General features: G+C 34.6%; 17 protein-coding genes. All 17 read left to right on the top strand.

The genetic code is table 11. The features are described 5' to 3' along the window. The first annotated feature begins 165 nt into the window (after positions 1-165). On the top strand, positions 166-462 hold the full coding sequence (locus AC1TPB_RS12830) for an HDIG domain-containing metalloprotein (RefSeq protein ID WP_482076849.1): 297 nt from the start codon (positions 166-168) through the stop codon (positions 460-462). 189 nt (positions 463-651) lie between these two features. Beyond that, complete coding sequence (locus AC1TPB_RS12825) at positions 652-1,548, top strand: GNAT family N-acetyltransferase (protein WP_482076848.1); 897 nt, start codon at positions 652-654, stop codon at positions 1,546-1,548. A gap of 189 nt (positions 1,549-1,737) precedes the next feature. After that, a complete protein-coding gene (locus AC1TPB_RS12820; RefSeq protein ID WP_482076847.1) occupies positions 1,738-2,217 on the top strand; it encodes an NUDIX hydrolase in 480 nt (159 codons plus the stop codon). A gap of 550 nt (positions 2,218-2,767) precedes the next feature. Next, entirely contained in the window at positions 2,768-3,508 is a 741-nt protein-coding gene (locus tag AC1TPB_RS12815) for an SDR family NAD(P)-dependent oxidoreductase (protein WP_482076846.1), read from the top strand. A gap of 581 nt (positions 3,509-4,089) precedes the next feature. Further along, on the top strand, positions 4,090-4,485 hold the full coding sequence (locus AC1TPB_RS12810) for a VOC family protein (RefSeq protein ID WP_482076845.1): 396 nt from the start codon (positions 4,090-4,092) through the stop codon (positions 4,483-4,485). 249 nt (positions 4,486-4,734) lie between these two features. Continuing rightward, a complete protein-coding gene (locus AC1TPB_RS12805) occupies positions 4,735-5,160 on the top strand; it encodes a GNAT family N-acetyltransferase (protein WP_482076844.1) in 426 nt (141 codons plus the stop codon). Between the two features lie 80 nt (positions 5,161-5,240). Next, positions 5,241-5,630 (top strand): alpha/beta hydrolase fold domain-containing protein, encoded by a 390-nt coding sequence (locus AC1TPB_RS12800; RefSeq protein ID WP_482076843.1) that lies wholly within the window; start codon positions 5,241-5,243, stop codon positions 5,628-5,630. Positions 5,631-6,360: 730 nt separating this feature from the next. Continuing rightward, positions 6,361-6,999 (top strand): P-loop NTPase family protein, encoded by a 639-nt coding sequence (locus AC1TPB_RS12795; protein ID WP_482076842.1) that lies wholly within the window; start codon positions 6,361-6,363, stop codon positions 6,997-6,999. A gap of 136 nt (positions 7,000-7,135) precedes the next feature. After that, on the top strand, positions 7,136-7,654 hold the full coding sequence (locus AC1TPB_RS12790) for a hypothetical protein (RefSeq protein ID WP_482076841.1): 519 nt from the start codon (positions 7,136-7,138) through the stop codon (positions 7,652-7,654). A gap of 115 nt (positions 7,655-7,769) precedes the next feature. Beyond that, the gene (locus AC1TPB_RS12785) at positions 7,770-8,543 is read left to right on the top strand and encodes a class I SAM-dependent methyltransferase (RefSeq protein WP_482076840.1); all 774 of its coding nucleotides are present in this window, start codon (positions 7,770-7,772) and stop codon (positions 8,541-8,543) included. A 203-nt stretch (positions 8,544-8,746) separates the two neighbouring features. After that, the gene (locus AC1TPB_RS12780) at positions 8,747-9,259 is read left to right on the top strand and encodes a GNAT family N-acetyltransferase (RefSeq protein ID WP_482076839.1); all 513 of its coding nucleotides are present in this window, start codon (positions 8,747-8,749) and stop codon (positions 9,257-9,259) included. A gap of 78 nt (positions 9,260-9,337) precedes the next feature. After that, positions 9,338-9,850: an NUDIX domain-containing protein gene (locus AC1TPB_RS12775; protein ID WP_482076838.1), complete on the top strand. Its 513-nt coding sequence runs from the start codon at positions 9,338-9,340 to the stop codon at positions 9,848-9,850. Between the two features lie 142 nt (positions 9,851-9,992). After that, positions 9,993-10,451 (top strand): GNAT family N-acetyltransferase, encoded by a 459-nt coding sequence (locus AC1TPB_RS12770; RefSeq protein ID WP_482076837.1) that lies wholly within the window; start codon positions 9,993-9,995, stop codon positions 10,449-10,451. Between the two features lie 187 nt (positions 10,452-10,638). Further along, positions 10,639-11,166, top strand: a complete 528-nt coding sequence (locus AC1TPB_RS12765) for a DinB family protein (protein WP_482076836.1) — start codon at positions 10,639-10,641, stop codon at positions 11,164-11,166. A gap of 10 nt (positions 11,167-11,176) precedes the next feature. Next, positions 11,177-11,428, top strand: a complete 252-nt coding sequence (locus AC1TPB_RS12760; protein WP_482076835.1) for a nucleoside triphosphate pyrophosphohydrolase — start codon at positions 11,177-11,179, stop codon at positions 11,426-11,428. Positions 11,429-11,611: 183 nt separating this feature from the next. Next, entirely contained in the window at positions 11,612-12,082 is a 471-nt protein-coding gene (locus tag AC1TPB_RS12755; protein WP_482076834.1) for a GNAT family N-acetyltransferase, read from the top strand. Between the two features lie 217 nt (positions 12,083-12,299). Next, a complete protein-coding gene (locus AC1TPB_RS12750; protein WP_482076833.1) occupies positions 12,300-12,713 on the top strand; it encodes a GNAT family N-acetyltransferase in 414 nt (137 codons plus the stop codon). Positions 12,714-12,758 lie beyond the last annotated feature (45 nt).

Here is a 12,758-nt window from a genome sequence, read left to right as displayed (position 1 = left end):
TCGGAGAAGAAGAAGAATCCGTCGTCTAACATAAGATTCATGCTGCGGCTCCGCTTTGGTCACTTTGATGTTATTGGCAGAAGAAGCAGATTCAGTAACAACTTGCTGCGCAAGTTCGTGAATACAAGATACGTTAGCAGAAATTAATGGAAAGGCGGCAAAAATATGAACTCAATTCTCAAACCATACGTATTGGATTTGGAGTTTTCAAATGATTTAGAGAATAATATTCAATCCTTCTTTGTTGCACATAATGATTTTGAAACATTAAAGCATACGTTAACAGTTGCATCCGAAGCAAAACGTGTAGCTGGACTATACGGGGTTGATCCATTTAAGGCTGTACAAGCAGGACTATTACACGATATTAGTAATGCAGTTCCAGTAAGTGAAATGTTGTACTTAGCAAAGGATCTGTCGATAGAAATAATGGAAGAAGAATATAAATATGATCGAAGCTGAAATTAGTACATCCATGGCTGATAGAGGCGAGAGAAGAACTATTGGAAGTGAATCAAAGAGACACTAACTTCTGCTAACACCATATTTACGCATCGCGATCCATTCGGATCTCTGTCCGCAGAAGCGAATACAAGAACGTTATATGAAAAGGGACTTAAAACCGAATCAGCCAAAAAAGGAGACTGTGTCATGGATGTTAATATTAGAAACTACATTTCCAAAGATGCCGAAGATATCAGTAGATTTAATTTCTTATTTAATTTGTCGTACCAGTACAATACAGATTTTAAATCAGAAAACATTTTATGTGCTCAGATCAACAATGAAGTTGTTGCCTCGGGTCACCTAGAGCCGACAGATTCCTGTGAGTACCTTGATAGAGAAGGGAAAGACTCAAATTATATTCATCGCTTTTTAATTGAAACTGATTCTAATGATTATGATCATATTGAGTTAGATATATTTAACCGTCTTATTGATAGAGCATATCAGATCAGTCAAGCGTATCCCAATAAACGAATTCAAATAAGTAAAGCCTGCTCTCATGAAGATCTAAAAACAATTGATTTTTTACTGTCTAAAGGATTCTATCACTCCTTAAATTACTTAATTATGAAACGTGATTTAACACTTCCCCTCCTCGAGTACAAGGTTAATAAAGAAATCGAAATTAAGAGATGGGCAATGGAACCAACGGAGGAGAGAAAACTGTATTTACAAGCAGAAAAAGATAGTTCGGATGGAGAGTCTTGGAGTATAGCGAGGTTAAATTGGTTTCGGAGTGGACCCGAATGGGATACGTTTACTGCTTTTGATAACGGTAGGCCTATAAGTAGTTGCATGACTTGGGGGATATCTTCTGAAAGAAGTGCAACTGAGCAAATTTTTACACATCCTGAATGGAGAAGGCAAGGAATTGCGCAAGCAACTATTATGGAGGCTTTGAAATTTCTAAGAGACGAGAAACAAAAGAGTGAAGCTACGTTAGGTGTCATAGGAAGCAATCATGCTGCAATAAACCTTTATAAATCATTAGGATATGAACTAATTGATGTTCAGATGCTTATGGTTAAGGACATTTTATGAGCTCAATCAAAGAAGGCGTCCCGATCATATAACACAGTATTCCCGCTGTGGGTATACGCCCTTAGTCGCTTTGATGCATTTGGCAGAGTAGTAAATTCATGTGACAACTTCCTGCGCAAGTTCGTGAATACAAGAACGTTATAAGAAATTGGCGCAATAAATAGAAACCAAAATAGAAAGAGGTGCTCAATGATCTCAAAACTGATTAGTTATATTCCGAGAGATTGGCTCGTTTATATGTATAAACACATGCCTTTTAATGGATTAAAGAATTGGATTGTTTACAGAGCACAATATAAGTTTTTAGTTGCAGTATTAGGAGTAATTACAAATGAAAAAGGAGAAGTGTTAATCCTTAAACATGAATATCGAAAAGAACCATGGGGAATCCCTGGTGGGTGGATGGAATTAGAGAAACCAGAGAATGGCCTAGAAAGAGAAATAAATGAGGAAACAGGACTTAAAGTCCATATTACTGGTCTAGCAAAAGCTATATATGGGAATAAACCCAATAGAGTTGATTTGATATTTAAAGGGAAGATAATAGAAGGAACATTTAAACCGAGTTCAGAAATATCTGAAATCATGTATTGTAGTATGGATAATTGGCCAGAAGGATTACCAAATGAACAAATTAAACTTATAAAAGAAATATTAAGTGATGGTTAATCAAAGAAGGCCTCAACATCTTAGTGTTCTCGAGAAAGGGTCTTACAGCAACTGAAAGAAAATAGTACGGGATTTAATGAAAACTTAGACCTTTCACTTGTAATTATAAGAAATCCCTTGAGACAGAAGTAGAGCATACTGACTTTATAGTTAAAGTTCGGCCTTTTACTGAATGGATATTTACTGAAATTGAAAGAGCTTAATACCTTTTATGAATTTGTTTGCGGTTACCTAAGTGGATCCCAATTTAACTAGATTTATTCTATGGAAGGATAGGATTAGATATAGCACGTATGTTGATTACAAAATATTTTATAGAATATATAAAGTGTAATAGGAAGACAATGACATCACCTAACAATACATCCACGAGGCGGGCCGGCATACGCGCCGTCCCTTGGTCTACCCGAGGTAGTTCGGTTAAGTGGGGATCTTGGGAGCCTAAGTCTACGACCGGGTCATTGACGCTCCCTTAAGGCTCTCGCCGTCGTGGATGCGCGAACGTTCGGTGAAATTAATACAAGTGCGTATTAAGAGCGGAGGTATGCTAATGAATAATAAGCATTTTATTATTACAGGAACATCAAAGGGAATCGGAGAGCAACTAGCAAAGATGCTCCTCGAGAATGGTAGTTATGTATACGGAATCTCAAGAAGTATTTCTGACAAGTTAGCTAAGTGCTCGAAGTACATTCACTTCAATTTTGACTTGAGTAATATTTTAGATATTGAGCGGTTGCTTAATGGAGTTCTGGATCATATCGACATAAATACTTCCAAAATGGTATGCCTCATTAATAATGCTGCGATGCTCGAACCTTTGAAATCAATAGATCAATGTAGTGCTGAAGAAATTAATATACATCTACAAACAAGTCTTGTTGCTCCAATGATTTTAACATCAAGCTTTATTAAAGCAACGGATAACATTTCAATAAGACGAAAGATTATTAATATATCTTCAGGGTCAGGGAGCTATCCAGCCCCTGGAATGAGTGTATATTGTACAGCCAAAGCAGGAATAAATATGTTTACTCAATGTATTGGGTCAGAGCAATCGAAACGGAAATATCCTATTGAAATAGTAGCTGTTGACCCAGGAATGGTTGATACAGAAATGCAGGAAATCGCCAGAAGAAAGGATGATCAAGATTTTGAAATGGCAAAATTCTTTAAAGAGGCATATCAAACAGGACAAATACAACCTACAGAAGTACTTGGAAAGCAATTATTAATAATTATTGATAAGAAGTTTGAACCTGGAAAGCTAGTAAAGTATTTCGAAGCTTAATTCGGAGAAGGCATTGACATCACATATCACAGTATTCACGCGGTGGTTACACCTTGTTCACTTTGATGCTTTCAGCAGAAGTAGCAACAATACTAGATCGTATCTCGTTGTAGTAAGTAGAAACGAACATCAAATCTAATCACAAATTTCATCCTCGCACCATGAACCGCACCAGTTGGAGGTCCAACTAAAATGTCAGACAACTCAGATGAAAACCATGAATCAAAAAAGTATGAACAGAAACCTTAATGGGAAAAAGCGATATAGATGAAGTCATTTAAGATATATATAAATGATAGCATCGCAACATTTAGGTTTGTGAAGTATTTCAAGAAGTCAGATGCATCACATATCACCGTATTCACGCTGCGGCTACGCCTTGTTCACTTTGAATAACAGAATGTTTTTTCCGATGGGACGAAACGGGCAATTTATTATTGTCATTCCAAGTTTTCAGACTGTAGTTGTATTTACTAGCACGCTTGACAATACCATAAAACCTTTGGATTTTGTTCGAGACTTCATTATGAATTCAATAGAAGACAATTAAATTTAAAACTGTACAAGAAGGGGTTAGCTATATGAACACCAGAGGATTTACTAATTTACTACAGATTTTTCCGAGTGCTGATTTGAAGAAGACAGCTGAGTTTTATGAACATATTGGCTTCAAAGCAGTAAGTTATCTTAATTCATTAGAGCCACATATTTGCCTGTATAACGATCAGATAGAGATTGTTTTAATAAAATCAAATAAAGAATATATAGAACCAAATCGAGAAGTTCATGGATATGGATATGATGCGTATTTTATTACGGATAACCAAGAAGAAATGGAGGTGAATTTTAAGAAGCTAGGGATAAAGATCGTGAGACCTTTATTAACAACAGATTATAATAATAAGGAATTTGTATTTGAAGATATAGATAGAAGATGGATTGCTGTTGGTAAGAAACAGCAAGAGATTACAGTCTAAAGATTGTATGAAATAAATTTCAAAGAGGTCCGAACACCCGATAACACCGTTTTCACGCAGCAGATGCGCCTTGGTCAACTGAGGGAATTCAGGATTTGTTTGCTCTCTGACAACTTGCTGCGCAAGTACGTAAATACCTGAACGTTATATGGAATATCTGCAAGAGCATGTTAAGTGCAAAGTTACTAAAAGTCGTGTGTTGATTTCATATTCATACGAATAATCGAAGTGAAATTGGAGTGAGTCAACTTGTCATTAGTAATTTCTAATAAAATAAGTGTAAAGAGCAAAGATTACGTAAGAAACAAGATGATTGAGTTCAATCTAAATCATTTTCCTGATGATTTAAAAGGCCGATATCAGGAAATAAAGTTGCATTTAGTGAATCAGGATGGAAAGATATTCGGAGGTATAGTTGGAGAGTTTTGTTGGAATTGGTTGGAGATTCAATATTTATTTGTTGATTCAGAACATCGAAAATCAGGATATGGAAGAGCTCTACTAAGGGAAGCAGAGAAAATAGCTAAAGAAAAGAAATGTGATTTTATAAAGCTAGATACATTAAGTTTTCAAGCATTAGACTTTTATTTGAAAGAAGGTTTTCAGATCTATGGAACAATTGAGAATGCCGGAAGACACACACATTATTATTTAAAGAAAGATATATCAAACTGACTCTTTAGGTTACTCGATTGAGGCAGATACAACATATAACACAGTATTCAAGCAGCGGGCATACGTCCTTGGTCACATTGATGCAATTAGCAGGGGAGGAAAAAATGAAAGAAACAAGGATTTATAAGCAAACTGAAAATAGTTCTATAAGTGCTGACATATATTATCAAGGAGTAAGAACACCAGTAATAATATATATTCATAGTGGTGCATTAATCTTTGGTACAAGAGAATGGTTGCCAGTTGAACAAATTGAATATTTAACTAATAACGGATTTAGTTTGGTTAATATAGATTATCGCCTCGCACCTGAAACTAGTTTAGATCTTATTATTGAAGATGTAAGGGATGCAATTAAATGGGTAAGAACGGCAGCAACTGAATGGTATGATTTTGATATTAATAAAATTGCAGTAATGGGGAGTTCAGCAGGTGGATATCTGAGCTTATTAACTGGAACAATGGATTAAAAACCAAAAGCTATCATTTCTTTCTATGGGTATGGAGATATTTTAGGGAATTGGTATACACAACCAAGTGAGTACTACTGTAAGAAAGCAATTATTGATAAGGTTAGTGCAATAAATCGTATTGGTAAAGTTGAAATTACTAATGGTAAGTGGGAAAGATTTGACTATTACATTTATTGTCGTCAACAAGGGATCTGGGTTCAAGAAGTGACAAAAATGGACCCTAAATTAAATAGGGATAAATTAATACAATATAATCCAATTGATAATATTACAAAAGACTATCCACCTACATTATTTCTTCATGGCAACCAGGACACGGATGTAGCTTTCAGGACTAGATTACGCTGATATCGATAGATGGATCTTGCCAGTTGCTGCAGCAAGATTAGTAGAATGGATGCCTAAAGAAGAACAAGAGCAATTATTAAAAATCATTAAAGAACGATTGAAGTCAGTTACATAGAAGAGCAATACAGCAGCGTATAGCAATATGTTCACGCTTCGGCGGACAAACCGCCACGGTCCGGTAAGAAAAGTCTGAGAAGTGATTGCCGGGACACAACCGCATCGCGGTCGATCCTTCGGACCTTAGGGTGCTGGTACTTCGTGAAAACGGAAACGTATCCGAAAAAACCTAATGGAAAGGTGTGAAGTACCAAAAGGTTACATCGGATAACACAGTATTCAGAGCTAAATCATAATACGAATTCAGAGATGAGGATTTTTAATGGAGAAAAAATTGATATTAATTGATGGAATGCCTGGGTCAGGTAAGTCAACGACTGGAAGCTTTATAAATGAAAGATTGAGTGAGTTGAATCTCCCAAATAGGTTTTATCACGAGCTGGAAGATAATCATCCATTACGAATATACGATAAGCAATTTACCTCATTCACTAATTTAGAAGAAGCAGAATGGTTTACTAAAAAGGTTGTAGAGCTATTTACTAATTTTGTTAATAAAAGAATAGATCGAGATGAAATCACGATTATGGAGAGCTACGTTTTTCAGGATACTTTAGGCTTTGCTTTTAATATGCAAATGGACGAGCAAAAAATATTAGATCTGACAAAGAAAATACAATCTATTTTAAGCTGTCTTGATCCTGTTCTCATCTATTATTATCAAGTGAATGTAGAACAAAACTGGAGGTGGATATGTAATATTCGTGGACCTGAATTCACTCAAGATCGATGTGGACTTTATACAGATGATGATTTTATCGAGGCAGGCAAGTTCTGGACGAGAAATCAGAATTTTGTATCCAATATCGTTAAGGAGTGGGATATTCCAAAGCTAATAATAAGAAATGAAAATTATAATTGGGATGAGTATAGAAACAAAATAATTGATTTCTTAGAGTAACTCAAAGAAGGCGCTGACATCCTATAGCACCAGATTCACGTAGCGGGAGTTCGCCCTTGGTTGGAAGAAGTTATGTAGCGATGAAGTAGCACAGCAATACGAAAACATTACAATATATTATAAGGAGATAAAGGGAATGAAGAAAAAAATGATATGTTTTTTGATTCTGCTTCTTCTTGTAACAAATTTCATATTTCTTATTTTATTTCTGAAAGAAAAAAAACAGGATATCAAATCTATCGTTGAAATATTCACATTGAACGGTGAAGGAACATCTTGGAATGTAATGAACTATAAAGTGGTAAAAACTAAGAATTCGATGTGGAGAGGCTCTGCAAGTTTGGTCTATTTAGGAAAAGAAAGTGAAATTATTGATTCTAACTACATAAAATACGAATTCGTTGAAGTTAATAAGAGTTTCAAACCTGAAACAGTATTGGTGGGATCTAAATCAGGGACAAATGGGGCTATTAATATATTTAGTAATATTGATAAATTAGGATCCATTAGTGGACCTCTATCTACACGAGAAAAAGAAATGAAAATAGATGAGCTTGAAATGACATATATGAATTTAATTTGGACAGATAGTAACGGTAATGAGAATAGTGAAAGGATAGAATTAAATATAATAGATCATATCAAATTAAAGTGATGTTTTGGCAGAAGAAGCAGATTTAGCGACAACTTCCTGCGGAAGTTCGTGAATATCTAAACGTTATAGGAACCTTCTGTAAGAATAAATTAAATTATATGGTGGGATATCTAAGATGCGAAACAAAACAAATGCAAATCAAACCGATTGGTGGAACCAAATCGCTCAAAAACTAAATGGTTACCAAGGAAATTACACAGTGACTATCGAAGGAAACAGTGGAGAAGAAGATTTTATTGAATTAGTGAAGAACAAGGTTAAGAAGTTTCCGTTAGCCTTAGATGTAGCTTGTGCCGATGGGAAATTCACATCTGAAATAGCTGGTTTTGTCGATAGGATAATTGGAATTGATTTGTCTCCAGTAATGATAGATAAAGCTAGAAGTAACACAAACACAAAAAATGTTGAATTTATGATAGCTGATGCCAAGGAACTACCGTTTGAAGATAATTATTTTGACTTAATAATAAGTCGCAGGGGCCCTGTGAGTGAACCTTATTTTTTAGAAGAGGCAATACGTGTTTGTAAGCCAGGAGGACAGATAGTCGAAATAACTATTGGTGATCAAGACGCAATTGAATTCAAGAAAATATTTAATAGAGGCCAAGGATTTACAGAATCAAATAGATCGAGATATGAAGAAATTAAGAGAAGATTACAACACAATAACAAAGTAAAATTTAAGGAAATTCGAGAATATTTTTGCGATGCTTACTATCCAACAATTGAGGATGTTGCTCTTCTTTTATCTTCAACACCTATTATTGATGATTTTGATTTAGGTGAAGATTATAAATATATTGAAAAAATTCATGACAAACTTAAATCAGAAACAGGAATAAGGAGAACTTACCATAGATTAATATGGACAATTGAAAAGCTAAAGTAAGTAAATTCAAAGAAGGCAGCAGCGTCACATAACATAGTATTCATGCTGCGGCTCCGCCGTGGTCACTTTGATGCTTTTGAAAAGTACTAGATTCAGTGACAACTTCCTACAGAAGTTCGTGAATACAAGAACATTATGCATAATTACCTAAAGTCAGATCTAAATAAAAATCAATAAATAGCATACCAAAGGGGTAATTTAAATTGATTTATCCAAATGTTGAAACCGAAAGACTTTTCATCAGAGAACTAAGTTTAGGAGATATAGAAGCGGTCTATAAACATTTTTCATATCCAGAGGTAACGAAATTTATGGATATTGATGTATGTAAAGATTTGCGAGAAGCAGAAGAGATTATTGCTTTCCATATCCATGATTCGGGCTGTAGGTATGGGTTATTTAATAAAGAGAATAATGACCTTATCGGAACGTGTGGTTTTCATTGCTGGTCAACGGAGAATCAAGAAACAAAGGCCGAAATAGGTTTTGACCTATCTCCATATTACTGGGGAAGTGGACTGATGCAGGAAGCTTTGAAGAAGATTATACGAATCGGAATTGATTTAATGAAGCTCGATTATATTGAAGCGACAACCGAAGTAGAAAATCTCCAGTCGCAAAGGCTTCTAAAGATGATGGGATTTAATCAAGAGAGTGAATTAAAGGACAATTTAATGTGTTTTACCCTGAGAGATAAGGAATCATTTTGTAAGTAATTCAAAAGAACGGTAACTACGCATAACACAGTATTCAAGCAGCAAAATCTAAATACATAAAAGAAAGGTGATTCGTTGATGTTTTATGTTAATGCAAGGGCAATTATTGAACGTGATGGAAATGGTAGTACAGAAATAATCATTCAGACCCGAAATAAAAAGAATGAAGAATCACTAGAATTACCTGGTGGAAGATTAGAACTATATGAATCAATATTAGATGGACTGAGACGAGAAGTATATGAAGAAACCGGATTAACAGTTATAGAGGTAGAAGGTAGTCAAAAGCGTATAGATACACGTGGAATTAACCCGGATTTTGAAGTTGAGTGTATAGAACCTTATTGTGTATACCAAACCATAAAGGGACCAGTTGATTCTATAGGTATGTATTTTATATGTAAAGTTGAAGGTAATCTCTTAGAAATAGGAGATGAAACGACAAATATAAGATGGGAAACTGTTGATGAGATCTATAGATTGATGATTGAAGATCCAAGACAGTTTTCGGATGTTGATCGAGCGGGGTTAAAGTATTATTTAAAACACAGGTTTGGAAAGCAATTCGAAGTAGGCAGTAGCTATGCATAACACAGTATTCAACAGCGGCTACGCCTTGGTCACTTTGATGCTTTGAGCAGAGTAGTAGAATCAGTGACAACTTGCTACGCAAGTTCGTGAATACAAGAACGATATGTAATATCACAATAATATTAATGAATGGAGAATCAAGTTGATAACTATACATAATGCTCGAGATATAGAAGAACAAAAAGAAAAAATCATTGAGTACTTTTGGAGTAAGTGGGGAAATGAAAGTAATTATATGTTTTATAAGGATTGTATTGAAAGATCAATAGACACAGATAGTGATCTACCACGATTTTTTGTAGCAAAACAAGAAAATGAGCTTATTGGATCTTACGCCATACTAAGAAGCGACTTAAATAGTAGACAAGATTTGTTTCCATGGTTTGCTTGTTTGTATGTTGAAGAAGAGCATAGGAGAAAAAATATAGGTGCAATGTTACAAAGTCATGCAAAGAAATTTTTAAAAACAATTGGATACGAGAAATTATACTTATGTACGGAATTAAATGATTATTACGAGAAAAACAATTGGAATAATGTTGGTATAGGATATTCCATAGGAGACGATAAGTATAAAATCTATGAAACAAGTTGTGAATGATAAACCAATGAAGTGTGGTACTACTTATAACACCGTATTCAAGTGGCGCCTCCGCCTTGATCAGCAGATGCAACTGAATGAAGTATTTGCTGTCTGACAACTTCCTACGCAAGTTCGTGAATACAAGAACGTTATCGTAAATCAACATGTAAAAAAACAAATATAAATGCATCACAAGGAGGAAATTATGATTACAAGACCTGATATGAATGAATATTTGCCTTTAGTTAAGAAATACATTGATTTAGTTCCAGAAGGAAATATCATCAGCATTCTACGAAAACAAAATGAAGAAAATATATTATTATTAAGCAAGCTCACTGAGGAACATGCTAAATTTCGATATGCTCCAGATAAATGGACAATAAAAACAGTAATCGGGCACATTGCTGACGCAGAAAGATTATGGAGCTATAGAATATTACGTATAGCGCGTAGTGATGTACGAGAATTACCAGGGTATGATCGTGATATATTTGCTGAGATGTCATCTTATGATAACTTACTTCTAAGTAAAGTACTGAATGATTATCGTGCTGTACGAAACTCTACAGTTAGTTTAATAGATAATCTTACTGAAGAGGCTTTGACAAGAGTAGGGGAATTTAATGATCACGCTTTATCCGTGCGCGCAATTATTTATATTATCGTAGGACATGATACACATCACATAAATATTATTAAGTCTAAATATTTGAATCAATTAAATCATTGAAAAAAGTGGAATGAAGTACGAAATTAAAGAGCTGAATAATAATCAATATTTAGAAGGGCTAAAAGAAAAACTAGTGGAAGAGCTAGAAGAGTTTAAAGAGGAAGAAGACATTAAGGAACTCGCTGATATTTTAGAGGTTGTGTATGCCATAGCAAGGCTAAAAGGTGTATCTAAGGAGCAATTAGAAGAACTAAGAAAGCAAAAAGAAGAAACGAATGGAGGATTTAATAAAAATTTATATTTGATAAAGACCTATGCTTGATTGTTCGAAGATCCCGCTATAATCAGAAAAGACCCAATCACGCTAGGGGCATACGCCCTCGGTCCAGACCGAGGCAGACTAAATGTGGGCAGAATCAGATGGACGTCGTGAATACCTGAACGTTATAAGCAATTGCTTGAAACCAATAAATAAAATTGAAATTTGTAAGGAGGGAGTTATACGGTGATTACTTTATTAAAATCAGACTTAAATGAAGTATTTATTATTCATGAAATGCAAATAAAAGCATTTATGCCCTTGTTAGAAAAATACCAGGACTTTGAAACAAGCCCTGCCAACGAGACTGTCGAACAAATTAGAACTCGCATGAATCAATCATTTTCGGATTATTACATAATAAGGAGTTCAGGTATTGACGTTGGGGCAATTAGAATCGTCAGAAAAGAGAATAAAACGTATCGTGTAAGTCCAATATTTGTATTGCCTGAATATCAAGGGAAAGGAGTTGCTCAAAAAGTATTTGAAATAATTGAGAATATATATAATGATGCAAAGATATGGGAACTAGGTACAATATTACAAGAGCAAGGTAATTGCTATCTCTATCAAAAGTTAGGTTATAAGAGAACTGGAAAGATTGAAGTGATCAACGATAAAATGACAATTGTGTTTTATGAAAAACACTTGATGTAATAATAAAAAGCTTGTACTCGATATGAATCAAACAATTATAAAGTAACTCGAAGAAGCCAGCAACTGCGTATAACATAGTATACACGTGGAGGCTTGCCTTGGTCATAGTGATGCTTTCGACAGAGTAGTAGAATCATGTGACAACTTTCTGCGGAAGTTTGTGAATACCTAAACGTTATATAAAACCAGAAGATTTTATGTTATAGAGGGTGAATTCATGGAAGTGTCTTTTATTGAAAGTCTTCCGAAAGTAGAAGAATATATGTTGTTGATAGAAAGCACAGGATGGCAAGGAATACTAGATAAAGGTAAGTCTTCCTTAATCTCTTCGCTCGAAAATAGCTGGTATAGCATAAGTGTTTACTCAAAACAAAATGAAATTATCGGATTTGGTAGAGTGTTATCAGATGGAGAATTACATGCTTTAATTTGTGATGTAATTATATTACCAGAGTATCAAAGACATGGAATAGGATCTGAATTGTTACAAAAGTTAATTGTGAATTGTAAGAAACATGATATTCTAATGATACAGCTATTTTCAGCAAAAGATAAGTGTAAATTTTATGAAAACCATGGATTTGAAAAACGCCCAGATCATTCTCCAGGTATGAGATTTAAACCATTTTAATTTTATGAAAGTAATCCAAGACGGCTTCGTATAACACAAGTTTCA

This window comes from Paenibacillus sp. Y951, assembly GCF_056786395.1.
The sequence above is the reverse complement of the archived record's forward strand: the minus strand, read 5'-3'. Positions and strand labels throughout refer to the sequence as shown.

Coding starts and splice junctions, on each gene's coding strand:
- AC1TPB_RS12820 (WP_482076847.1), top strand. CDS start 1,738: ATGATCTCAAAACTGATTAGTTATATTCCGAGAGATTGGCTCGTTTAT.
- AC1TPB_RS12830 (WP_482076849.1), top strand. CDS start 166: ATGAACTCAATTCTCAAACCATACGTATTGGATTTGGAGTTTTCAAAT.
- AC1TPB_RS12775 (WP_482076838.1), top strand. CDS start 9,338: ATGTTTTATGTTAATGCAAGGGCAATTATTGAACGTGATGGAAATGGT.
- AC1TPB_RS12800 (WP_482076843.1), top strand. CDS start 5,241: ATGCAATTAGCAGGGGAGGAAAAAATGAAAGAAACAAGGATTTATAAG.
- AC1TPB_RS12765 (WP_482076836.1), top strand. CDS start 10,639: ATGATTACAAGACCTGATATGAATGAATATTTGCCTTTAGTTAAGAAA.
- AC1TPB_RS12750 (WP_482076833.1), top strand. CDS start 12,300: ATGGAAGTGTCTTTTATTGAAAGTCTTCCGAAAGTAGAAGAATATATG.
- AC1TPB_RS12760 (WP_482076835.1), top strand. CDS start 11,177: ATGAAGTACGAAATTAAAGAGCTGAATAATAATCAATATTTAGAAGGG.
- AC1TPB_RS12810 (WP_482076845.1), top strand. CDS start 4,090: ATGAACACCAGAGGATTTACTAATTTACTACAGATTTTTCCGAGTGCT.
- AC1TPB_RS12790 (WP_482076841.1), top strand. CDS start 7,136: ATGAAGAAAAAAATGATATGTTTTTTGATTCTGCTTCTTCTTGTAACA.
- AC1TPB_RS12785 (WP_482076840.1), top strand. CDS start 7,770: ATGCGAAACAAAACAAATGCAAATCAAACCGATTGGTGGAACCAAATC.
- AC1TPB_RS12815 (WP_482076846.1), top strand. CDS start 2,768: ATGAATAATAAGCATTTTATTATTACAGGAACATCAAAGGGAATCGGA.
- AC1TPB_RS12795 (WP_482076842.1), top strand. CDS start 6,361: ATGGAGAAAAAATTGATATTAATTGATGGAATGCCTGGGTCAGGTAAG.
- AC1TPB_RS12825 (WP_482076848.1), top strand. CDS start 652: ATGGATGTTAATATTAGAAACTACATTTCCAAAGATGCCGAAGATATC.